The sequence below is a fragment of the Amycolatopsis sp. NPDC114478 genome (assembly GCF_055633805.1).
This window is the reverse complement of record NZ_JBVKDO010000040.1, coordinates 1-22,835: the sequence shown is the minus strand read 5'-3', so window position 1 is coordinate 22,835 and position 22,835 is coordinate 1. Positions and strand designations below refer to the sequence as shown.

The following is a 22,835-nucleotide window of genomic DNA, read 5'->3' as shown; positions in this document are numbered from 1 at the left end:
GCCATGTTCACCTCCACGGAATCGCCGCGCTCCCGCACACGAGCGCGCCGCCTGATCATCGTCGCCGTCCTGCTCGTCGTAGCGGTCGCCGTGGTGCTGGTTGCCCGGCAGGCAACGGCACCACCGTCGTCCCCGACGGCAACAACTCCGCCTGGTGTTGCACCCTCGCCGACACCCACAGCGCCGGTCGACGAGGCGACCGCGCTGGCCAGCCGTCACATGCTGACCCTGCCGCCCGAGGCAGCCCTGCCGCATGAACTCACCACCGCCACGGCCGGTCCGCCGATCACCGTGCCGCGACCGGCGCCGATGGCGAACCGCGTGATCTCCGAGGGCTTCCCGGCGACGGCGGAAGGCGCGTTGGGCTGGCTGACCGACTTCAACGAGATGGCGCTGCGCGGCGGCGACCCGGCCACCTACGCGCGGGCGTACGGCGACTCCGCGCTCCCGCACGCCCCGTCCTCGCAAGGCAGCGGGCCGCTCGCGCTGCTGACGTCATTCCGCGACGAAGCCGGCATCCGTCCCGGCGAGCTCACACCCGGCCTGACGGTGACCTACGACGTGTCCCAGGGCCTGATCAAGGGCACTGCCGAGGGTGGGAAGTTCGCGGTGGTGTGCACGCTCGGGCAGCTGAGCTTCGACTACCAGGGCCAGAGCACGAGCATGGGCATCGGCGACTGCCAGGCCCTGCGCTGGACCGGGTCCGCCTGGCGGATCGCTCCCGGCGCCCGCGCTGCCTACGCGGCCTGCGCGTGGCCGGGCAGCGCCGAATCGGTCGCAGCCGGCTATCGGCCTCTGAGCCGGGACGGTGCCCGGTGAGCCCGCTGGACCTGCTCGACTCGCTGGGCGGGCTCGCCGGCAAGGCGGTCAGTGCGACCGCCGCGGGAATCTTCGAGCCGCTGATGAAGGCCACATGGGCCGCGGCCCTGTTCATCCTGCGGGCCGCGTTCGAGCTCGTCGACCAGTTCTCCCTCTTCACCGTCTCCACCACGGACGGGCCGGTGTCGATCCTGTGGCCGATGACATTGTGGATCTCCGGGGTCATCGCGCTGGGGATGTTCTTCTGGCAGATCATCACCACCGTCCTACACGGTGGCCGCGGCTTCGTCCGCCTGATCACAGGGCCCTTCGAGTACGGCATCGCCCTCGCGGTGACGGTCGGGGTGGTCGCGGCGTTCCTCGCTGCCGCCGATGGCCTGACCGAGGCGATCTTGTCGACCGGGCTGCGGGTGGGGAACTTCCGCGACGCGCTGAACATGACCGGCTTCACCGACGCCCTGTCCGATGAGGTCAAGAACATCGTGCTCGGCTTGGCCGGCGCCTTCGGGGTCATCCCCGCGGGCCTCGGGTTCGCGTTCGAGGCGGTGTTCCGCGAGGCCGCGATCTACGTGCTGGTCGCGACGATCCCGATCGCCGCGGCCGGGCTGATCGCGGAGGTGAGCGCACGGTGGTACTGGAAAGTCGTCCGCTGGGCCTTGGTCGCGATCGTGATGAAGCCCGCGCTGGCGTTCGTGCTGGTGCTGGCCGTCGCGATCGTCGGCGGCGCGCAGGGCCTGTCCGGGTTGCTGGCCGGCATCGGGGTGCTGTTCCTCGCGCTGTGTGTGCCACTGGTGCTGTTCAAGCTGTTCGCGTTCGTCGACCCCGACTCCGATCCGCAAGGCGTGTTCCGGGACAAGCTCGCGGACGCGGGCCTGGACTCCTACGGCGCCAACAGCATCGCCGGTCGCGCCGCGGGTGCATACGGGAAAATGGCCCGCAAAGACCTGAAAAACAAGGGAAACGACAGCGACGGCGAAGACAGCGATAGCCAGGAGCAGGCGAACGTCGACCGCTTCGACCAAGCCGCCGCCGACGACACGACCACCGGGCCGCCTGACGCGACCGGTGACGAGCACGCACCTGACGGGACGGACGATGCCGTCACGACGTCCGCCGGCAACGCGGCCGACACCGACGCCGACGCGGCTGGCAGCGGCGACGCACAGGATTCCGGAACCGACCCGGCAGCCGAGACGACGGAGCCGCCGACAGCCGAGACCGGTGATGCCGGTGGCGCGGGTGCAGCCGCGCCTGCCGCCGACGGTGACGACGGCAGTGGCGAGTCGCCACCTGCCGATCCGGGAGGAGATACCGGGCCACCGACTCCGCCGGTCCCGAAGCCTCCGGGCGGGCCACCGGATGACGGCGGCGGTGGTGCTGCGGCGGGCGAGGCCGAGGAAGCGGCGGTGCTGCTGTGAGCACCGCGACCCGGATCTACAAAGGGCTGTCCCGCAGGGAGCGGGCAGGCTGGATCATCGGGCTGACTCCCGTGCAGGCGTTCGTGTGCGTCGGGCTCGCCGTCCCGGTGATTCTCGCGCTGGCCGCCGGGCGGTTCGGCCAAGCTTTGGTGTTGGGCGGTCTCTGCGGCACAGTGGCGGCGCTGGTCGTGGTGCCGGTCCGGGGGCGCCCGGCGCTGCGCTGGCTGGGGCATCTGCTGCTCTACCGCGTCGGCATCACGCTGGGCTGGTCGCGGTGGCAGTCGCGCGCGGTCACCGGCCAGACCGCCGATCTCGACGAGCCGGATCTGCCCGGGGTGCTGGCCCGGCTGCGGTTCCCCGACGGACCGCCGCTGCGAGACGTGGGCCGGGTGTGCCTGATCCACGACACCGGCGAGGGCCGGTGGGGCGCCACCGCCCGGCTCACCCACGCCGGGGTCGGGATGCTCTCGGACGCACAGTGCGAACGCCTGGCCAACCGGCTCGGGAACCTGCTGCTCTCGATCGGGCACCGCGAGGTCATCGACCGGATGACCCTGCTGGTGCGCACCGTCCCCGACGACGGCGCCGACTACCAGGCCTGGCGAACCGACCACGACGTCCCAGGTGCGCCCGCGCTCGCGCGCCAGGCGACGGCGGAGCTGGACCGGCTGATCGGGGCGGTGTCGGTCCGGCACGAAGTGTTCGTCACCCTCTCCGGCACCGAAGACGCCCTCCGCCGCCCCGCTGCTGCGGCTGGGGGCGGGGTCGCCGGCCGGGCCGCGGTGCTCTACCGCGTCCTGGACGGACTCGAGGACAAGCTCAAGTCCCTCGGCGCCACCACCGTCAAGTGGCTCTCGGGCCCGGACCTGGCGGTGGCGATCCGCACCGGATTCAACCCGGCCACCGCCGCCACGCTCGCCGCGCGCCGCCACCAACCCGAGGGTGATGCCGGGGTGCACTGGGCGACGGCCGGTCCCGTGCACGCCCCAGCACCCTCGGCGAGGGCGTACTACCACGACGGCTTCGCCACCGTGTCCTACTCGGTGCTGATGCCCGAGGCCGGGACGGTATTCGGATCACTCGGCGGGCTGCTGGCGGTCAAGACCGCCGGCGAGCGCCGCAGCCTCGCCATCCACTACGAAACCCTGTCCCAGCACCGATCCCGCAACGCCGTGCGCCGGCTGCGGTTCCGCACCGGCGTGGTGCGGGACTGGAAGTCCTCCAAGGGCTTCAACTCCGGCGCCGCGGAGGCCCGCGAGGCCGGCGGGGCACGGGCGCAGGAGCACGCAGTCGCGGCCGGGCACGGGATCGTCCGGTTTGCCGTCGCCGCCGCGGTCACGATCCCGGATACGTGGAACGTCGAGGACCACGCGGCCAAATTGGAGAGCGACATCGCCGGCCGCTTCCAGCTCCTGCGCATGGAACTGGCCCAGGACGCCGGGTTCGTCGCCGCCGTCCTCCCAGTCGGCGTGGGACTGCCCCGGCTGCGCGGCGGTGCGTCGTGAGCAGGCGCGCGAGCGAACGGACCACCGCGGAACTGCTCGCCACCTTCGGACCCGCGGTCAGCACCCGCCCACCCGGACGCCGCCGAAGCGCGGACGGCCGCGGCACTCGCCTGAACCAGCGGGCCGCGCCGCGGCGCGGGTTTGCCCGGCCCGGGTACGGATGGTCGCCGGTCGCGGCGCCGCTGCAGGTCTACCAGGCCGGCACGCACGAGATCGGCGGGTTGTTCCCATTGCTGGCGGCGAGCCCGCTGCCGGCTGTCGGGGCGCGGATGGGCTACGACGTCCACTCCGGCGGCGCGTTCTACCTGCACCCGGTCGAGTTCGTCCTCCGATCGATCTGCACCAACCCGAACATGGTCCTGTTCGGCGAGCCCGGCCGGGGTAAGTCCTCCACGGTGGTGGCGTTCCTGCTGCGGATGATGCTCACCGGCGTCCGCACCCTGATCTCCGGCGACGTCAAAGGCGAATACACCCCGCTGCTGCACGCCCTCGGGATCACCCCGATCATGCTCGGCCGCGGCAGCACCGCCCGCCTCAACGCCCTCGACCTCGGTCCCCTCGCTGCCCGCTGGGACGCCTGGCCGATCGAGCGGCAGCGCGACGAGCTCGACGGGGTTCTGGGCCGGTGGGTGCAGCTGCTGGTCGCGCTGGCCGAAGCGCAGGGCTACCGGCCCACCGTCACCGACGAGGCCGCCCTGTCGGCGGTGCTGCGTCAGCTGCTCGGCGCCAGCGACGGCTACACCCAGCTCACGCCGATCACCATTCCCGACGTCCACCGGATGCTGTCGGACCCGGATGAGCGGCTGTGGCAGAGCCTGCGCTTCGCCGGCCGCCGCCAGTTCCTCGACCACCTCCGATCCATCACCGACGCACTGGCCAACCTGATCTCCGGCCCCCTGGCCGGACTCTTCGACGCCCCCACCAACTTCACCGTCGACTGGAACGCCCCCATCCAGAGCCTGGACCTCTCCCGGCTGCGTACCCGCGGCGACCAGGCCGTCGCCGTCGCGCTGACCTGCCTGGGCTCGTGGTCCTCGTTGGCCACGGATCTGCAGGAGGACGGGGAACTGCGGATCGTCGTCCGGGACGAGATCTGGCGGCAACTGCGACTCGGGCTGCGCGCGGTCCAAGCGTTGGACAGCGAACTACGGCTCTCGCGCGCGGAACGCAAGATCCAGATCTTGGTCAGCCACAAGCCCGGCGACTTCCTCTCCGTCGGCGCCACGGGCTCACAAGAGGTCGCCATCGCCCGGGATCTGCTAGCCCTGTGCTCGATCCGTGTCCTGCTAGGACAGTCGACCCGCGTGGCGAGCGAGCTGGCCGATGTCCTTGCTCTGTCGGATAAGGAGCACGACGCCACGACCGGGTGGGCCAACGACCGGCAAGGCCGCGCGTTGTGGAAGATCGAGAACCGGACTGGCCTCAAAGTACAGACGGTGCTCAGCCGGATCGAGCGGCAGATCTTCGACACGAACTCTCAACTTGTCTCGAAGCCGAACCTGCTACCGAGTAACGACGTTTCGGCGATGCCGTCATGAGGCCCCACGGGATGCTCGCTGGTGTGGCCGGTGCTCTGGTCGCGGTGGTGTTGCTGCCGATCCTGGCGCTGGCCTTGATGATCGGACCCGCAGCGACCGCGACGATCGTCCAGCTGAGCGGCTGCGAACAGGGCGGTCCGGGCGGCGGCTCGGTCGTGATCGACCGCCAGCAGCTGGGTGCCGGCGAGATGGACATCGCCCGCACCATCACCGACGTCGTCCAGCAACGCCGGCTTCCCCGGCGGGCCGCGGTCCTCGCGACCGCCACCGGCATGGTCGAGTCCGGGCTGCGCAACCTCACCTACGGCGACCGCGACTCCCTCGGGGTGTTCCAGCAACGTCCCAGCCAAGGCTGGGGCACCCGCGAGCAGATCCTCAACCCGGTCTACGCCACCGGCAAGTTCCTCGACGCCCTCATCGTCCTGCCCGGCTGGGACACCCTGGCCCCGGGACGGGCCGAGCAGGCGGTGCAGCGCAGCGGCTTCCCCGATCGCTACGCCCCACGCGAACCGGCCGCCGCTGCGATCGTGGATCGGTTCTGGACCGGACCGGACAACCCCGTGCCGGTAATGCCACCCGGCGACGGTACGGAGGCGGTGCAGGCGAAGGCGCTGTGCCCCGACCAAGATGGATCCGATGTCCCGCGTGCCCCGGGCCAGGTCGACCCGAAGAAGCTGCCTCCCGGGTTCACCCTGCCGACGGATGTCCGCCAGCGCGCCGCGGTCGGCTTCGCCCTGGGCCAGCTCGGCAAACCGTACGTGTGGGGTGCGAAAGGCCCGGACGCCTACGACTGCTCCGGGCTGATGCTCGCCTCCTGGGCCGCGGCCGGAGTCGGGATCCCGGCCGGCACCGTCAGCCAGGTCCACGCCGGGCACGCCGTCACCTCGATCCAGCAGGTCCAGCCCGGCGACCTGCTGTTCATTCCCGGTTCGCTCGGGACTGCGCAGGTGCCACGGCACGTGGGGATGTATGCCGGGCACGGGTTGATCGTCGACGCCTACGACACCGACACCGGCGTCATCCTCGAACCCCTCTCCGCCTGGACCTCGAAGATCGTCGCGATCCGCCGGATCGCCAACCCCAGTTCGCCCTCCCCGCCACCGGGAGGGAGCCCACTCTGATGAACTTCGCCGTGGTGCTGCCCTCCCGCTGTCCGGGAGGAGCGGCCGATGCCGCGTACACGCACCGACACACTCAATTTGGACCGCGACGTTGCCCTGATGGGCTTGGCGGTCGCTGCCTTGGCGATGCTGTGCGCGCTCGGCGCGATCGTCGTCGCTGCAGCCGTTCTGGTGACCGGGTTCTTCACCGGCACGTGGACCTGGCCGCCGATCACCGCATGGGCGGGCTTCGCCCTGACGGTCGCGTTCCACGCCGCTGATCCTGGGCCGGGGCTGCCGGTCCCGTGGTTGGGCGCGGTCAGCGACCACCAGATCGCGTTCTACATCTGGTTCACCACGATCACCATGCTGACGGCCGGCCTCACCGTCGGCGCGGCGATCCCGGTCTGGCGGCGCGTGGCGCCGACCGATGCCGGCCACGCCACCCGCCGCGAGATGACCAAGACCCTGTCGGTCGCGGCCGCTCGCAAGACCGCGGTGTGGACCCGCGGTGACCTGACCGACGAGCAACGCCGAACGGCGCCGGTCGAGCAGGTCGCGGTTCCGCTGCATCGAGGCCCCCGGCGCCAGCGGCTGGTGACCTCGCTGGAGACCCCGACCGGGACGATCGCACCGACCCGCTCCGGCAAGTCGCGGACGGATCTGGTGCACAAGGTCCTCGCCGCGCCGGGCGCCCTGATCGCGTCGACCACGAAAAACGACCTCGCCGAGTGGTGCCTGCTGGCCCGCACCCGCCGCCCCGACGCCGGGCCGGTGCTCGTGATCGACGCCACTGGCACCCTGTCCTGGCCCGCGCACGCCCGCTGGTCCCCGATCACCGGCTGCGCCGACCCCGCCGTCGCACTGCGGCGGGCGGAGACGCTGATCGAAGCGTCCTCACTCGCGCTGGACGACGTCGGCGGCAACGACGCGGTGTTCCGCGGCCGCGCCACCATCGTGCTGCAGGCCTACCTGCTGGCCGCGGCAGTACATCACCGGACGGTGCGCGACCTGGTCGTCTGGTCGGTCACCAAGCCACCGGATCAGGAGCCGGTCGAACTGCTGCGGCACCAGTTCCCCGAGCTGGCGTTCAACCTGCGCTCGGAGATCGGGATGGTCGCCGAGACCGCCGACGCGGTCTGGATGTCGGTGCGACGGGCGATCGAGCCGTTCATGAACCCCGCCATCCGCCGCTTCGCCACCCCCGCCCCCGGCGAGGAACTCGACATCGACGAGTTCCTGCGCCGCCGGGGCAGTCTGTTCATCGTCGCCGGCGAGCACCAGGCGCCCCAGGCCCGCGCGGTGCTGACCGCACTGGTCGACCAGATCCTCACCACCGCCCAGGACACCGCCCTGCGCTCCGAACGCCGTCGGCTGGAACCGCCGACCACGGCGATCCTGGACGAGCTGTTCGCCGGGACACCGGTGCCGCGGCTGCCCGCGATCATCGCCGACTCCGCCGGTCGCGGCGTGCTGATCCACTGGTCCGCGCAGTCGCGCTCCCAGCTCGATGAGCTCTACGGCGAACCCGGGCGGCTGCAGCTGATCGACAACACCCTCACCCTGACCGCCTTCCCGGGCCTGAAGGACGACAAGACTCTCGAGTGGCTGTCCACGCTGGCCGGGCACCACCGCCGCCGCACCCACCAGCACCACAGCGACGGGATCTTCAGCCCCGGACGCGGCGCCACCGGCGAGGAAACCGTCCCGACGCTGCGCGCCGGCGACATCCGCACCCTCGACCGCGGCCGGGTCCTGATCCTGCACGGCAACCTCCGCCCCATCCTCGGCCGCACCGTCGATGTCGAGCAACGACCGGACTGGCCCCAACTGCAGGCCGACGTCGCCGCGATCCGCCGCGGCGACACCCCGGTCGGCACCGACGGCCACCTCCGCCCGCTCCCGCCGGCACTGGTCAACGGTCAGCACATCCGGGAGGCGCGGCGATGAGCGAGGACGACGACATCACCACGCCGGAACCTGACCGGCCGGACGAGGCAACGCAGCCGGAACAACAACAGCCTGAGCGGTCGCGCGCCGAGCTCGACGCGATGACCGAGGAGCTGTGGGCGCGGGTGCAGGACCAGCAGTCGCAGATCGAACAGCTCCACGAGAAGGTCGCGGAACTGGAGAACGACGCGGAGGAGAAACCACGGCTGGCCCCGTGGCTGCCGTTCCCGGCACCGCCAGCCGCGGAGGACAAGCAGCACCGCGAGCAGAGCCCGGTGTTCACGGTCACCAATTTCGTGCAGTACTACAACGCCGTCTACGTCGGCAAAGGCGGGACCCGCGCGGTCGCGATCCCGGACTGCTGGCCGCAGCATCCCGGATTGGTGGCCGAGCTGGCGACGCTGGCCTACACCTGGCGGGCCGCGCACGTCGGCAAGGGCGCCAAGGCCAGCGATGCCCAGTACTGGCACGACCGGTGGCGCGCGGGGTTCGCCGAACGGATGATCACCGAGTGGACGCACCAGCAGTGTCTCACCGAGGTCCACAAGCCGGTGGGTGCGACGCCGTTGGCCGACCGGTTCACCCTGGAGGCCCACGAGGTCTCCGACGCAAGTAAGCGTGCTGTACCGACAGGGGATCTTCAGGTCGTGGAACTGGGCGATGATGCCGAACCGGGATCAGCTCCGTCGTGACACTGAGCTAAGCAAGGGCCCCTACTCCCGAACGACAGGCCAGCGTCGAAAGCGACGATGAGGAGTAAGGACGCCTGACCTGGTTCGCGCAACGGGACGCCCCGACGTGGCAGTGCAGAAAGCCACGTCGGGGCGTCCCGTTGCGACGGGAGCCGACGTCGTGCACGCTCGGGACAGATCGCGGAGTCGCACGCTCGGCACACGTTGCCGGTACGACTTTCGATGAAGCGGGCGAAGGGACGAGATTCGTGGTGAACTCCGATGCGGCGAAGCTGGCCGTGCTTATCGATGCGGACAACGCGCAGCCCGCCACCATCGACGGCCTGCTGGCCGAAGTCGCCAAGTACGGCACCGCCCACGTCAAACGCGCCTACGGCGACTGGACCGGCACGAATCTGCGCGGCTGGAAAGAGCAGTTGCTGACCGCATCGATCCAGCCGATGCAGCAGTTCGCCTACACCACCGGCAAGAACGCCACCGACGCGGCGATGATCATCGACGCGATGGACCTGCTCTACACGGAGCGGTTCGACGGATTCTGCCTGGTATCCAGCGACAGTGACTTCACCCGCCTCGCCTCGCGGCTGCGGGAATCCGGGCTGACGGTGTACGGCTTCGGGGAACGCAAAACGCCAGCACCATTCGTCGCGGCATGCGACAAGTTCGTCTACACCGAGAACCTGGCCCGCACGACCAGCGCGTCGAGCCCCGCGGGCGCGCCGGAAAAGCCGAACTCACGGCGATCCGCCGCCGAGTTGCAGGCGGACACCGAGCTGGTAGCGATGTTGCGTAGCGCGGTCGAGGCCGTGTCCGATGAGGACGGCTGGGTTCCCTTGGCGACGGTCGGCAACATCATTATCAAGCGGCGCCCGGACTTCGACCCTCGCAACTACGGCTACGCGAAACTCAGCGGACTGATCGAAGCCACGTCACTGTTCCAGATCGACCGACGTGCAGCAGGCGAGGGAAAGGCGACCGTAGTCTACATACTGGACAGCCGTCAGCGGGCCACTCCGGATACGCGCGCCGGTCAGTAGCCCATGCCGCGGTGCAGGTCGTCGCCGAGGCTTTCGTCGCGGTCGTCGTACTCGTCGGCGGCCTCGTCGCGGCGTTCCTCTTGCCGGTCCTTCTCGTCCTGGAGTTGCTGGGTGCGGGCGGTGACTCCGCTGGTGAATTCGTCGCGCAGGGCGTCGAGGGTGTCGCGGCGGGATTCGACGGTCAGCATCGCATCCGATGCGGCGTCTTGCCGGTCTGGTGTGGTCATCAGCTGCCTCCATTGGGTGGTGATCTGGTCCCAGGCCGCGGCTTTGGGGCCGTGGCCAGCGGGTCGCAGGCCGAGCGGGGAGGCGGTATCGGTGGTGGTGACGCCGTAGGTTTCACGGTACGCCGCGGCCAGCCGGACAGTCTGATCCCAGCTCACTGCTCGGCCGGAGTCGTCGGGCCGGTGACCGAGCTGCGCAGCCCACCGCGGCTGCTCCCGCTGTGCCTGGTCCAGTAGCTGGTCGGCGCGGGCGGCGATCTCGCCGTTGAGCCCGTCCAGGCGTTCCAGAGCACCATGATGCTCACCGGGTGTTGCGAGGTCCGGGTGGGCTTGCCATGGGAGCGCGGCGTGTAGTCCTTCGCCCGCACGGTGGCGGTCGGTGAGCGCGGCGACGAGTGCTTCACCGGCATGCCGGTAGTCGTCGGCGCCGTCCCCGGAGATGCCGCCGGCCAGACGTGCGAGTGCGTCGGTGAGGGCGGTGTCGGCGTCGAGGCCGATAGCGGTCCCGCCCGCGGCGTGGCGCCACACGATGCCCCACTGCTCGTCGGTGACCGTCGCGTCCGGCAGGTGCTCGGCGACGATGCTGCGCCACCGGTCTACCTGCTCGTCGGTCGGCGCCCCGATGCGCGCCGGCGGCCGGTGCTCGTTGACGTGCTCGGCGATGCGCTTGGCGAGGACGGCCGCGGGGTCGCTGGCCCACGCGAAGCCGCTGTCATCGGCGAGCTTGCGGACCAGCCGGTGGGCCTGCCAGCCCTGATCCTGGGCGTTGGCCAGCGCGTTCAGGACGGCGGGCTCGGCGCCGGCGTTGACCGCGCCGGGGACATAGCGAGCGAGCACGTCGAGGTAGCGGTCTTCGTCCCCGTCACGGGCCAGCAGCTCGTAACGGCGAATGAGCACGTTAAGGGGCTCGAGGACGACGCGTTCCTCGGCGTGCTCGAACTCGGCGAACACGTCGTCCATCCGGGCGGTCTGGGCGGCTGTGTGCGCCTTGACAGGTGAGGGCGAGGCAGACGTGGGCGTCTGCGCTGCGCCGAAGGAGTCCCACCGCGCGGACAGCGTGCGCCAGGAGTGTGCCCTCGCTCCGTGACTATCGGGCTTACCGCCCAGTGGCGCTTCGCCCTTGATGCGGAAGGTTTCGCGGTAGGCGGCGACCAGGCCGACCAGGTCGTCCCAATCCTCAGCAGCGATCGGGTTGTTCGGCCGCGACCCGAGCCCTGTTACCCAGTCGGGTTGGTCGCGGATCACCGCGGCGCGCAGGTGCTCGACGCGCTCGGAGATGGCGTTGTTCAACTCGTGCAGGTACTGAGCGTGCCCTGGGTGGTGGCGGACGTGGGCGAAGTCGGGCCGGGCCAGCCACGGAACGGCACGCACATGGGCTTCCCCACGCTCCCCCCGGTGCTCCAGCTCGGCGGCCAACGCGGCGGCGGCGTAGCGGTCATCCGGCATCGGATCCGGCCCCACCGGACGCGCAGCAAGCTGATGCGCGACGGCGGTCACCGCCGCGTCGATGTCGAACCCCACCGCCAGCGCACCGGCGGCGCGGAGCCAGACCTTCTCCCATTCCGGGTCTTCGACAGCTGCGTGCGGGGCGATCGCGTCGACGATGCCCCGCCACCGGGTCACGTCGGCGGGCTGCGGTGGTGCGGTCGGTGAGGGCGGCCGGCGGCGTTCGAGGTGCTTTCGGATCCGGGCCTGCAGCGCCGCGCCGGGATTCTCGGCGTCATCCAGGGACTGGCGCCAGCGCATAACCGCGGCGACGAGCGGGTCGGGTTCCCAGCCGAGGTCGTGGGCGTTGCGCAGCGTCTGGATCAGCGCCGGCTCACTGTCGAGATCGACGGTGAAGGGAGCGTGGCGGCTGAGGATGGCGCGGTAGCGATCCTCGTCGCGGTAGGTGGCGGTGTAGTTGTAGCGCAGCACCAGCGTGCCCATCGACACCGCCTCGTCCTGCGCCTCCCGCAACGTCTCGGTCGCCGAGACCTCCGCGCCGGAATGGTTCAGCACGCCGGTCAGGACCGACTCCGGCGACACCGGTTCGGGGGTCTCGCGGTGCTGGTCGATGACGTGATGGTGGGTGACGACGTAGATGAAGTTGCGCAGCATGGCGCGGGTGATACCCGGGTAGAACTGCTCCCGGGTCATCGTCGGCGGCACCAGCAGGTGGGCGTTACCGGTGCTGGTCATGCCCTGCACCCGGTTGATGGTGGCGGCGTAGGCGAGCTCGACGTGGGCTTGGACGTACCCAGCCGGCAGTGTGATTGCGGCTTTGTGCACCTTGTGTTGGACGGTGATCTTGCCGTTGGCGTGGACGTCGGTGACGGTCCAGACGTCGCCGTTCTTGACGAAGTCCTTCCCTCCGAACAGCGAGAGCAGCCGTTGGTTGTGACGGGTGACGACCCAGTCCCCGACGCCGGCGGTGGTGGCGTCGTGCAGATCCACTTCCCGGCCGCGGTCGACAGCGCCCTGATTCAGGCGACGTTCGCGGGCGTCGATGTTCAGCGCGACGGTGTCCTCGTTGGTCGGCACGATCAGCAACGACTGCACACCGGCGTCGAGATCGGCCTGCCAGTTCGAGCGCGCGGCGTCACGCATCGTCTCCATCGACCCGCCGGAGACCCGGCCGGACTCGAAGTAGTACTCAAGCCCCTTCGGGTTCCAGGCCCGGATCTGCAACGAGGCAGCGGCCTGTTCCTTGCGGTCTTCGCCGCGGAACCGCACGATCTCCCGGAACCGCATCGCTCCGACATCGTGAGCGATCAACCGGATCGCACCGCCTGCCTCCACCGCGGCCAGCTGCGCGTCGTCGCCGATCAGACGTACGTCGGCGCCCTTGTTCAGGGCGTACTTGACGACCTTGTGCAGCGTGTGGGTGCCGGCCATCGCGGCCTCGTCGACGATCACCAGGTCCCCGGCCTCCATCGGGAACGCGCGATGGGCGAACCCGAACCGCAGCGCGGTGGTCAGCTGATGCAGCGTGTGCGGCTTCGCCCCGATCGAGGAGCCGAGCTCCTGCGCCGCCCGAGCGGACGGGCCGAAGGCATAGACCCGGTGCCCAGTGCGCCGCCACGCCGTCGCCAGGACCTTCATCGCCGACGTCTTCCCCGCACCGGCCGGAGCCAGCGCGAGCTGAACCCGCCGGCCCGAGCGCGCGAACTGGCGCACCATCTCTGTCTGACCGGCATTCAACCCCTGACCGGCGAGGGCCTTCTCCACGGTGTCGACGCGCAAGCGGTGCCCACCGCCGCGGCGAGCCCACGCCACTAGGTCGCCTTCGGCGGCGAGGGTCGCGGTAGTGGTGTAGCGGGTCGAGTGGTGCTCGACGAACACCGACTCGCCGTCTCGGCGGCGCAACGAGGCTGGCTCGTTGACTGCGGTCGGGCCGACGAGGGCGAGGGTGTCGGGCTGGGCGAGGATGGTGTCGACGACGTCGACGATCAACTGTCCGCGCTTGTCGACCGGCATCCGCAGGTGCGCAGACTGGCGGTGCGCTTCGGCGGCGAGGTTCCACCACGAGAAGTGCGCGTAGTTGTCCGACACCACCTCCCGGGTAACCTCAGCGAGTTTGGCGATGTCGAGCGCGTCCGGCTCAGCGTGTCCGCTGAGGAACACCTTCCGGCTCAGCGTGTCCAGCACCGTCGCCGGGACAAGGGTGAGAGCGTGCTCGCGCCACGCGGCGAGGTGCTCGGGCAGTGTCTTCGGCGGTTGTTTGCCGGGCCGGTTGTCATACTGCGCAGCCCGGTCGATCGCGAAGATGTCCTTGGGCGCTGGTTCCTTTCCGTGTTGGGCTTTGAACTCGACGATGCGTGTGGCCCGGGCGGCTTCGAACTGGCGGTGGCGCTGGGAGAACAGCTTCACCAGCTCGACCGGGATACCTTCGAGCTGCCAGATCGGGCGTTTCATGTCCACGCCTTCGGCGCCTCGCTGCACCCAGGAGGCGCCTTGTTCGCGGAACAGATCGCGCAGGCGGTTGTCGAAGTACTCCGAGGCGGTGACGGTCGCGGCGAGGATGGTGCGGCCGTCGAGCGCGGTCCATTCGCCGTCGTCGTTGCGCCTGACCTTGGAGGAGATGAGGGCGTGGATGTGCAGATGCGGGTCTGCGGCGCGCGAGTCCCAGTGCTCGAACAGCGCCGCGGTGATCCCGTCGACGTCGACCTGAGCCTCGCCCATGTTCCCGCGACGGGTGAACGCGGCGTTCTGCTCGACATAGGACAAGGCGTCCCGCGCGGCCTGGCGGACCATCCCGGCGATCAGTTCCCGCTCCGCCGGCTGGGCCATGGCCCAGGCGATCGACACCGACTTGTCCGGCGCGAACACCATCTCGAACCCCGACACCGCGGACTTCAGTTTGCTTTTCTGCTCGGCGAGCCACTTGCTCAGCTCGGTGTCGCTGGCCGGGCCGTGACCGTCGTGGTCCTTGCGGTAGAGCTGCAGCTGCACGCCGCGGCGGAGCTCGGCTCGCATCGCCGCGGAGATCGGCGCGCCGACCGGGCGGCCTTGTAGACGGTTGTGGTCCTTGTAGGCCTGCGCCACCTGGCTGCGTAGGTGATCCAGCGCGGAGTACTGCGGGAATCGTCGGCCCAGCCGGGTTGCCTTCAGGGCTTCTTCGGCGGTGGCGCCGGCGGCGATCCGCTCGGCTTCGATGGCGTCGGCGTGCGGGTTGCGGCCTTCGCCGAACAGGGCGTTCATTTGGGCAGGGGTGACTGCGCCGGAGAGTCCTAAGTGCTCTGCTCCGGCGCCGAACCATTGGCCTGCCGGGTAACCACGGGAGAGGTAGTAGTCACTTAACAGCTCGCCGGGCTCGAGCTCACGGTCGCGATCAGCGCACGCCACCGTGTTCGTGAGGTACTCATGACCACCAGGGCTCAGCTTGCGCAAGCCCATCATGTCCACATCAGACTACGCCGAAAAGTCGGCGGAGCCCACCCGGTTCAGAACGTCTGCAAGACGTGCTGTGGGCCGGGCAGGGGGCAGGTAGGTGAGGTGGGGGCGGTGGCGTGGCGGGCGGGGTGAGGGGCGGCGGGGAGGTGCGGGGGTGGTGTGGTGGCGGGCTGGGGTGAGGTGGTGGGCGGGGTGAGGTAGGCGGTGGGGTGAGGTGGTGGCGACGGAATTTTGCCAGCGAGCGCCGGCGCCTGCACTGAGGCGCCCCTGGCGCCGTGTGCCGGCGCCTGCGCGGTCCCCGGGCTGTGCCGACACGACAAAGCGGCCGCTGATCGTAAGATCGGCGGCCGCTTTGTCGGCGCGAGGGCTGCTACAGGCTGGTGAGGTGCCGCAAAGCGTGACGGATCTGCTCGACGGGAACGACTTCGGTCATCGGGCCGCCGGTCGGCGTGGTGGCGTATTCGGTGCACTGGCTGAGCAGCGTACGGAGGTAGGCGGCGACGGCGCGCGGCTGACGGGTCGGAATCTCTGCTGCGGTGCGGCGCGCGGCGTGCTGGGCGATCCAGTCGGGGGCGCCGGGGGTGCTGGTGGTGTCGGACATGATGGTTCTCCTGAGGCTAGGGGGCGTTGCGCGTAGGTCGCGCTACCGCTTGTGCGCTGGGTGGGGGTCTAGAACGGACGGTTGTCGCAATCGATGTGTCCACAGTCGGTGGCGCACCGGATGGTGGGCCGTACGTCGCGGGCGGGGTGGCTTGTCCGGGTGAGGTGTTCCAGTTCGCAGCGGATCGCGGTGGCGGGTACGACGTCGAACGGCTGGCCGTTGGACGCGGTGAGCGTCCGTGCGTGGCGGGCGAGAAGTTCGCGAAGGTACGCGGCGACGGGTGCGGGTGCGTGGGTCGGGATGGTGTCGGCGGCGGCTAGCTCGCGGTCGATGTCGGTGATCACGTCATGGAAGGTGCGCACGGTGGCGGCTCCTGTCGGGCGGGGCGGGGGCACCCGGTCCGGGTGCCCCCGCTAGCGGCGGGTGGTCAGGCGACGGCGGCGAGTTCGAGCAACGGCGCGAACTCGATCAGCGGCGGCATGGCCCGGTCCCGGCACATCTCGCACCGGCCGTCCGTACTCGGGGTGCGCTGCTCGCTCGGGGTGCGTTCGAGGTTGCACGCCACGCACAACCCGCCGGGCGCGACCGGGAGCAACGCGAGCCGGTCATAGTCGTCGTCGGTCATCGGCTGGCCGTTCAGCTCGCTGAGGACGTCGCCGGTGTCGTCAAGGTCGCCGTGCCGCTGCCGCTCGGCTTCGTAGGCGTCGACACCGCTTTCGTTCTTGCGCACGAGACCGGCGGACGGGATCGCGTGCTCCACCTGCCGCCACTGCTCGTCGTAGTCGGGCTCCGCCGCGCTGTCGACGTAGCGGCGCGCGGCGCGCTGCTCGATCGGCTCGTGCCTGGCGGCGATCCGGTGGGCGGGCACGGCCACGGTGTGCTCGCCGTCGGTCGGGCGCTCGGCGGCTTCGGCTTCCTTGCGGCAGGCGTCGGAGCAGTACCGCATTTCCGGGAGCCCTGCGAGGTTGCCGTCACAGTTGGCGCACCGGTGGACGTCGGCGGACTCGGACTCGGCCTCGGCGGCCTGCTGCCGGGCTGCGACGCGGGCACGCGCGTGGGCGGCGCGTGCCTTGCTCGCGTATACGCACGTCATCACCAGGGTGCGCATGTCCTCGGCGAGGCTGGGCCACAGGGTGTGTGCGGTCTGGATGGCTTCGACGATGGCGGGGTGGTCGGCGCTGGGGTTCTTGAGCAGCGTGCCGCACACGGTGAACACGGCCTGGTGGGTGTACTGGGTTTGGGCGTTGAGCCACCGAAGGCCGTTGAGCGCGTCGGCGACGCGCGGCGGCGTCTCGCGCAGCATCACCGTCACGTCGTTGACCTCGGTCACGGCGACAGTCCGGCGGCTCTCGCTGCTGTAGACGCACAGGTTGATCAGCTCGCGCTCAGTCTCACCGTAGCTGTCCCACTCGGCGTGAGCGGTGCGCACGGCGGCGAGGACGTCACCGCTGATCGCGGCATCGGTGTTGAGCAAGGTCGCGCACGCGGTGAGGATCGCGGGCGGGTTCGCCCCGCTGTCGGTGAACACCCGCTTCAACTCCTGCAGCGCGGACCGGACACGCGGCGGCCGCGCCTGCAACGCCTCTACCGCGTTGATAATGCTGGAGTGGTGCTTGTGATGAATGGTCGAAACCATAATAGCCAGCCTTTACGTAGGGAATTGTGGGTCTCGGGCTTGCAGTCCCGATTGCCTTACGAATTAATATTACCGCGAGGCGGCTTTCAATGCCACTTTAATCAAGGGATTTAAGGCATTATCTCAGGCAATTTGAGGGGTCGATAAAAGTTCTTCTTCTGATTTGCTATCAAAGTTGGCGAGGGTCGTGCATGGTGGTTCCTGGCTGCCTTGAAGCTGCGCCTAGTGTCGCTGGTCGGCGCAGTAGGGGTGACCTTGTGCTGAGTGGGTGGTGGGTGGCCCCGAAGCAACCAGGGCAGGCCCCCGGCCTGCCCTTAATGTCTGCCCAAGGGAGTAGGGGCCCCAAATACAAGGGTGGGGCCTCAAACTATTTTTGACCACGCTTTTCGGTCAAAAATAGTTTGGGGTGCCCTTGTATTTGGGGGAGCGACCGATACAATTTCGGGGCCACCCACCACCCGCGGGCGCAACGCATACATCTCACGGTTTCCGCGACTGAGTGCCCTAGAAGCGCGCGCCTGAGCAGCTGAAACGGTTGCTCCGCCCCATGTGCGGTGAGGCTGCTGACCTGCAGGTATCATGCAGCCAGCGCTTCGTGGGCTTGCGTAGGCCCTCTGGCGGAGCGTCAGCGGGCCGCCGCGAGTCTTGCAGCTCGCCACTTCGGTGGCGTGGCCCTTCGGGGCTACTGCGGCGGTACCGCGCCATTCTCCTTGCTCGCCAGCTGGCGGCGTGAACACGGTCGACGCTGCCGGTTCGTCCTGTCGGCGGCGTGAGCGCTGCGCCGCCGATACGGCGCGGTGGCGCTGCTGCGGCGGGTAGGCTGGTGGATAGAACCGCAGCCCTCCCCGCGCGGGAGGTGCGTCATGGTTGAACGTCACACAACAGCCTCAGGTCGGAAGCGTCGATCGTCGGCGACGCTGGAGCGGTTGGAGGCGGCGCGGCGTCGCCGCGCGGAGCAGCTGGAGCGCGAGCGCCAGAACGAGCGGCGCGTTGATGCGGCGCTGGGGCCGTTCGCGGATGCGGTGACGGCGATCGAGGCAGTGGAGCGCCGGCGTGAGGACCGGATCGGCGCGCTGAGTGCGCAGCTGGATCGGAAGCTTGCGGAGCTGGATCGGCAGCGCGCGGCGCGGGTCGCGGAGTTCGAGCGCTCGGCCGAGCAGGTCCGCGCGGATGCGGAGATGGAGATCGGCGAGTGGCGCGCGGTGATGGCGACGTCGGTCGCGGCGATTCGTGCGGCGGATGTCGGCGCGGCGGAGACGGCGGCGCTGCTGGGGATCTCGGCGAAGGTGGTCACCGCCTTGACGCGTAGCGCCGCCGCGTCGGAGGTGAGAGGCAGGCAGAATGAGGCTGCGGGCTCTGTCTCGGCCTCGGCTGCGGGCGAGGCGGCCACGACGCGGGATTCAGCTGATCTGCCGGTGGCAGGATCGCTGCAGGAGCCGGTGGTGGAAGCAGAGCCGGAGGCGAGAATCCCGGCGGAATAGCCGCGATGTTGTCGGCTGTTCAGTGCGACGCGGTCTGCTGCTGGGCGAGGCGTCGCGCGTGGCGGGCGAGGACGGCGCGCTTGCGTCGCTGGTAGTAGGTGATCATCGCGGCGATGCCGCAGCAGAACGCGATCCCGACGGCCCACTGGCTGGCGGTACCTCCGTTCTCGGCGCCGGGGAAGTTCCCGATGAACAGGTAGCCGGGCAGGGTGACGGCGCCGAGGATGGCGCCGCGGCGGTAGCGGTGCGCGAGTTTCGGCTTGATGCGGTTGCGGCTGAGGTGGGCGCCGACGCACCCGAGCAGCGCACCGAACAGGAGCGCGCCGGGGAGGGCGAGCAGGCCGGCGGGGTCGGTGAACGGTGTGACGAGGAGTCCGATGTAGCCGAAGGGCTGGATGCCGAGGTAGAAGCCGGTGCCTCCGGCGAGGACGAGCCCGGGGATCGTGACGCCGTAACGAATGCTCATACTTCGAGCGCAAAGCGATTCTCCCACCCCAAAGGGTGATTTCCGGGCCAGGGCGCGCAGTCGCCGCTCGCGCGCGCCGCAGCTGTTCGTCTTCGCATCGGATGTGCTGGAGGAGGTGGTGTTGTGGGTGACGGGCATCGTGACCTCCGGAACGTCGTGGCATGGCATGACAAAGGCCGGGGCCAGCCGTCAAGCTGGCCCCGGCCATGGGGTGGTGTCCGGCCGGAGGGGAAGGTCCGGCCGGACACCGGGCTTGGATCAGAACGGCGGCTCGTCGCTGAACCCGCCCGCGTTCGCGCCGACCAGCTCCCGCTCGGCGTCCGCGGTCCACGGGTCACCGGCCGGGGTCGCGCCGCTGGACGTGCTGGTCACCAGGTCCGGGTTGACCTTCGCCGACCCGTTCTTCGCGTTCTTGGTGACCTTCGCGGTGGCGTAGCGCAGGGACGGGCCGATCTCGTCGACGTCCAGCTCGATGACGGTGCGCTTCTCGCCTTCCTGGGTCTGGAACGAGCGCTGCTTGAGCCGGCCCTGGACGACGACGCGGGCGCCGCGGGTCAGGGACTCGGCGATGTTCTCCGCGGCCTGCTTCCAGATGGTGCAGCGCATGAACAGCGCCTCGCCGTCCTCCCACTCGCCGGTGGCGCGGTTGAAGGTGCGCGGAGTGGAGGCGACGGTGAAGTTCGCGACCGCGTTTCCGGCCTGGGTGAAGCGCAGCTCGGGGTCGGCGGTGAGGTTGCCGATGATGGTGAGGATGGTGTCGCCGGCCATGGCGGCCTCCCTGGTGCTCGTTGGGGTGTGGAACGCGGCGCAGCCTGAGCACGCGGCGGCCGGGGGTCGCCTTCAGGCGACGTCCCCGGCCCGGCTCATCCGCCCGGCGTGAACCAGCCCGCGCGCGACCGGCATCGGAGCTCGTCAAGGCGAGGGGCTGGTTCACCCGGGCGGATCGGTCCGGGCTTCGGGGACGCACTGCCCCCGGCCGGGGTGTGCTTACCTTCGGGCGATCCACGACCCGGCGAGCCGGGCGAGGCCACCGCCGGTGACACCCCACACGCCGGCGCGCCACTACCCACGACGCTCCCGAGCACGCGCGGCAGGAGTTCGGTCTGCGGGCTGCCTCAGCCGGGGCACTTCGGCGAGCGGGGCGACCGGCGTGGCGGGGGTAGGGCGTCATGCCTGGTCGATCGCGGTCTCGCTGAGCAGGGTGCGGCGAGCGTCGGCGCTGGCGTTCTCGATTACGTGTCGGATCTCCGACGGTGCGACAGCGTGGTCGAGCACCGTGGAGAGCAGCAGCGTCATGGGGTGCTTGGGGTCGGCGTGCTCGAGCGCGATCCGCGCGACGGTTCCGCTGCCACGCAGGTAGGCGTGCACCGCGATGACGATGGCCAGCTGGCCGGCGACCGGGTCGCAGCTGTGGCGCCACAGGTGCAGGACCAGGTTCTCGGCGGCCAGGCGCGTCGCGTTGTCGGGGACGGCGAGCAGGGCATCGCGGAACGACAGGGTGGCGAAGGTGGCGGCGAGATCGGCGACATCGGAGTCGTCGGTGGGCAGTGCGCCGTGGGCGGCGGCGCGGATCGCGGCGTCGGCGCGGGCCAGGCGGAGGTGTGCGGCGAGGTGCCAGCTTTCGTCGATGGCGGCGGATTCGACGGCGTCGGCGATGTGGGGCTGCAGACGGGCGCGGAGGTGCTCGGGTGCGGGGGTGAACCGCGCCGCGAGGTCGTCCCGGCTGGCGGCGATGGTGTGCCCGGCGGCGACGGCCGCCACCGCGGCGGCGGTCGTCGTGGGATCAGGCAGGACACCGGTGCGGTCGGCGTCGCGGTAGGAGCGCCAGCACGCGCCCTCGGCGACGGCTCCCACGTGGACGACGTCGACGTCGGTGAATCCGTGTTCGGCCAGCTTCGTGATGACGCTGTCGACGTCGGCACCCAGGGGCAGCAAGTCGTTGCCGGTGGTGTCTTTGTCCCCCGCGTCGATGACGATGCCGATGACGCAGAAGACGGGCAGGTCGCCGCATTGCCGGTTGAAGTGTCGCGCGCAGTCCTCGGCGTGGCCGGTGAGGCGGGTGAGGTCGATCCGGGCGAGCGGGCCGGTGGTGACCGAGCCATCGTCGTTGGTGAGCGCGGTGATCAGCACCAGGGAGTCGTCGGGGATGAAGCCGAGCAGCGCCGGGAGGCTGGCGACGATGGCGGTGGTGCTGGCGATAGTGAGGGACATGAGCGTCCTTCCCGGGAAGTTGGGAGTAAGGGCCGTCGGCGGGGACCGGCTCGGGATCAGTGGCCGAGTTCGGCGCGCAGCGTCTGTGCGGCGGTACGGGCGATCCAGGGCGGTGACGGTCGTCGGACGTCCCGGCCGGAGGCGGGGATGAATCCGTTGACCGCGACGCTCCAGAAGTCCGGGCAGGGGTCGGTGTCGGTGCGTTCGCTGCGGTAGATGACGATCACGTCCCGTCCGTCGCGGCGGCGGGCGCGGGCGGTGACCCGGATCGTGACTCGCGTCCGGTCGCGGCGTTGCACGGGCTCGTCGTAGAGCAGCGAGACCGGTGTCGCGGGCAGCTCCTGGCACAGCTCGACGAGGACACCGCGCGCGATGTTCCAGGCGCCGAGGTCGTCGAGGCTGCCGCGGCGGGGGATGTTGCAGGCGACCGACTCGGGCAGCACGTAGGAGCGGCTCCAGTCGTAGTGGGTGAACCACAGCTGGTTCTCGGGCATCGGTCAGGCCTCCACCGTGTTGTCGCGGTCGGCGACGTAGGTCGGGCCCTCACAGATCGCGGGGTGGCCGCCAAGTTCTGCGGGATCGGCGGTGATGCGGCGGCCGCCGAGTTCGGTTTCGATCAGCCGGCACGCCAGCTCGTACGCGGAATCGCTGTGGTCACTGGCGTTGTGGACGGTGGATGCGGTCATGAGAACCTCCGTGTCGGGTATGGATGACCGCGCCCACCCAGCACACCCTGGGGCCCCGGCGCTCGGCAGCTCGGCGCCGCCGGGCTGCATGAGGTCGGCGCCGGGTGCCGGGGTGTGCTCTCCTGGAAGCGATCGTCCGCGCCCGAGCACCAGGTGCTCGGGCGGTCTCGCTGCTGCGGTCGACGGCCGGGACTGGCGCGGGGCCCTACCGCGGTTGAGGTTTCGCGGCCGGCTGGCGCGTGGTGTGATCGCGGATGACTCGGATGTGGTGGTCGTGCAGGACCTCGGCGTGGCGGCCGTCGTCGGGCACGTATGCGAAGGCGGCGGGATCGTCGATGTTCTTGGTGGTGAAGCAGAGCATGTAGTGGGGGCCGGCGGTGCGGGAGTCGCTGCAGATCTTCTTGGCGTCTTCGACGCTGACGCGCCAGAGCACCCGCTGGCGGATCGGAGTGGTGTGTTTGCTGACGATGAACACCAGCGCTTCATCAGACGACACGGGAGTGTCCTACCTTCTTTGTTGGGTCTGAACTGGTCATTCGTAGGATCGGTGGGCCCTGGGGCTCCGGGTATGGCTCTCACGGAATCGCCGTTGGCAA

19 protein-coding genes are annotated in these 22,835 nt (G+C 70.1%); 9 read left to right on the top strand and 10 right to left on the bottom strand.

Features of this window, described 5'->3' with window-relative positions:
* Positions 1–3: 3 nt before the first annotated feature.
* The 8 genes from ACZ7OH_RS49855 to ACZ7OH_RS49820 all read left to right on the top strand — a co-directional run bounded on the left by ACZ7OH_RS49855 (position 4) and on the right by ACZ7OH_RS49820 (position 10,059).
* On the top strand, positions 4–819 hold the full coding sequence (locus ACZ7OH_RS49855) for a hypothetical protein (protein WP_470287373.1): 816 nt from the start codon (positions 4–6) through the stop codon (positions 817–819).
* Positions 753–2,237, top strand: a complete 1,485-nt coding sequence (locus ACZ7OH_RS49850; RefSeq protein ID WP_470287372.1) for a hypothetical protein — start codon at positions 753–755, stop codon at positions 2,235–2,237. The genes ACZ7OH_RS49855 and ACZ7OH_RS49850 overlap by 67 nt, the downstream gene beginning before the upstream one ends.
* Positions 2,234–3,742: an SCO6880 family protein gene (locus ACZ7OH_RS49845; RefSeq protein WP_470287371.1), complete on the top strand. Its 1,509-nt coding sequence runs from the start codon at positions 2,234–2,236 to the stop codon at positions 3,740–3,742. The genes ACZ7OH_RS49850 and ACZ7OH_RS49845 overlap by 4 nt, the downstream gene beginning before the upstream one ends.
* Complete coding sequence (locus ACZ7OH_RS49840) at positions 3,739–5,280, top strand: ATP-binding protein (RefSeq protein ID WP_470287370.1); 1,542 nt, start codon at positions 3,739–3,741, stop codon at positions 5,278–5,280. The genes ACZ7OH_RS49845 and ACZ7OH_RS49840 overlap by 4 nt, the downstream gene beginning before the upstream one ends.
* Before the next feature lie 23 nt (positions 5,281–5,303).
* Positions 5,304–6,401: a C40 family peptidase gene (locus ACZ7OH_RS49835; protein ID WP_470287369.1), complete on the top strand. Its 1,098-nt coding sequence runs from the start codon at positions 5,304–5,306 to the stop codon at positions 6,399–6,401.
* 48 nt (positions 6,402–6,449) lie between these two features.
* Positions 6,450–8,330: a type IV secretory system conjugative DNA transfer family protein gene (locus tag ACZ7OH_RS49830; RefSeq protein ID WP_470287368.1), complete on the top strand. Its 1,881-nt coding sequence runs from the start codon at positions 6,450–6,452 to the stop codon at positions 8,328–8,330.
* Positions 8,327–9,022, top strand: coding sequence for a hypothetical protein (locus tag ACZ7OH_RS49825; protein ID WP_470287367.1), 696 nt, complete (start codon positions 8,327–8,329; stop codon positions 9,020–9,022). Before ACZ7OH_RS49830 ends, ACZ7OH_RS49825 begins: the two co-directional genes overlap by 4 nt.
* 248 nt (positions 9,023–9,270) lie before the next feature.
* The gene (locus tag ACZ7OH_RS49820; RefSeq protein WP_470287366.1) at positions 9,271–10,059 is read left to right on the top strand and encodes an NYN domain-containing protein; all 789 of its coding nucleotides are present in this window, start codon (positions 9,271–9,273) and stop codon (positions 10,057–10,059) included.
* On the opposite strand, the gene mobF is transcribed toward ACZ7OH_RS49820, so the two are convergent.
* From mobF to ACZ7OH_RS49800, 4 genes are all read right to left on the bottom strand, one after another.
* Positions 10,053–15,161 (bottom strand): MobF family relaxase, encoded by a 5,109-nt coding sequence (gene mobF / locus ACZ7OH_RS49815; protein ID WP_470287415.1) that lies wholly within the window; start codon positions 15,159–15,161, stop codon positions 10,053–10,055. The two genes, ACZ7OH_RS49820 and mobF, sit on opposite strands and share 7 nt — an antisense overlap.
* 367 nt (positions 15,162–15,528) lie before the next feature.
* Positions 15,529–15,759 carry a hypothetical protein gene (locus ACZ7OH_RS49810; RefSeq protein ID WP_470287365.1) on the bottom strand — a complete coding sequence of 77 codons (231 nt, stop codon included), beginning with the start codon at positions 15,757–15,759 and terminating at the stop codon, positions 15,529–15,531.
* 68 nt (positions 15,760–15,827) lie between these two features.
* Positions 15,828–16,103, bottom strand: coding sequence for a hypothetical protein (locus ACZ7OH_RS49805; protein ID WP_470287364.1), 276 nt, complete (start codon positions 16,101–16,103; stop codon positions 15,828–15,830).
* Between the two features lie 83 nt (positions 16,104–16,186).
* On the bottom strand, positions 16,187–17,287 hold the full coding sequence (locus tag ACZ7OH_RS49800; protein ID WP_470287363.1) for a hypothetical protein: 1,101 nt from the start codon (positions 17,285–17,287) through the stop codon (positions 16,187–16,189).
* A 971-nt stretch (positions 17,288–18,258) separates the two neighbouring features.
* On the opposite strand from ACZ7OH_RS49800, the gene ACZ7OH_RS49795 reads away from it, so the two are divergent.
* Entirely contained in the window at positions 18,259–18,876 is a 618-nt protein-coding gene (locus ACZ7OH_RS49795; protein WP_470287362.1) for a hypothetical protein, read from the top strand.
* Between the two features lie 19 nt (positions 18,877–18,895).
* On the opposite strand, the gene ACZ7OH_RS49790 is transcribed toward ACZ7OH_RS49795, so the two are convergent.
* From ACZ7OH_RS49790 to ACZ7OH_RS49765, 6 genes are all read right to left on the bottom strand, one after another.
* A complete protein-coding gene (locus tag ACZ7OH_RS49790; RefSeq protein ID WP_470287361.1) occupies positions 18,896–19,342 on the bottom strand; it encodes a hypothetical protein in 447 nt (148 codons plus the stop codon).
* A 258-nt stretch (positions 19,343–19,600) separates the two neighbouring features.
* Positions 19,601–20,110, bottom strand: coding sequence for a single-stranded DNA-binding protein (locus tag ACZ7OH_RS49785; RefSeq protein WP_470287360.1), 510 nt, complete (start codon positions 20,108–20,110; stop codon positions 19,601–19,603).
* A gap of 399 nt (positions 20,111–20,509) precedes the next feature.
* The gene (locus tag ACZ7OH_RS49780; RefSeq protein WP_470287359.1) at positions 20,510–21,553 is read right to left on the bottom strand and encodes a DUF4192 domain-containing protein; all 1,044 of its coding nucleotides are present in this window, start codon (positions 21,551–21,553) and stop codon (positions 20,510–20,512) included.
* 56 nt (positions 21,554–21,609) lie between these two features.
* Positions 21,610–22,047 (bottom strand): hypothetical protein, encoded by a 438-nt coding sequence (locus ACZ7OH_RS49775; protein WP_470287358.1) that lies wholly within the window; start codon positions 22,045–22,047, stop codon positions 21,610–21,612.
* A 3-nt stretch (positions 22,048–22,050) separates the two neighbouring features.
* The gene (locus ACZ7OH_RS49770; protein ID WP_470287357.1) at positions 22,051–22,239 is read right to left on the bottom strand and encodes a hypothetical protein; all 189 of its coding nucleotides are present in this window, start codon (positions 22,237–22,239) and stop codon (positions 22,051–22,053) included.
* A gap of 205 nt (positions 22,240–22,444) precedes the next feature.
* A complete protein-coding gene (locus ACZ7OH_RS49765) occupies positions 22,445–22,735 on the bottom strand; it encodes a hypothetical protein (protein ID WP_470287356.1) in 291 nt (96 codons plus the stop codon).
* Positions 22,736–22,835: the final 100 nt, after the last annotated feature.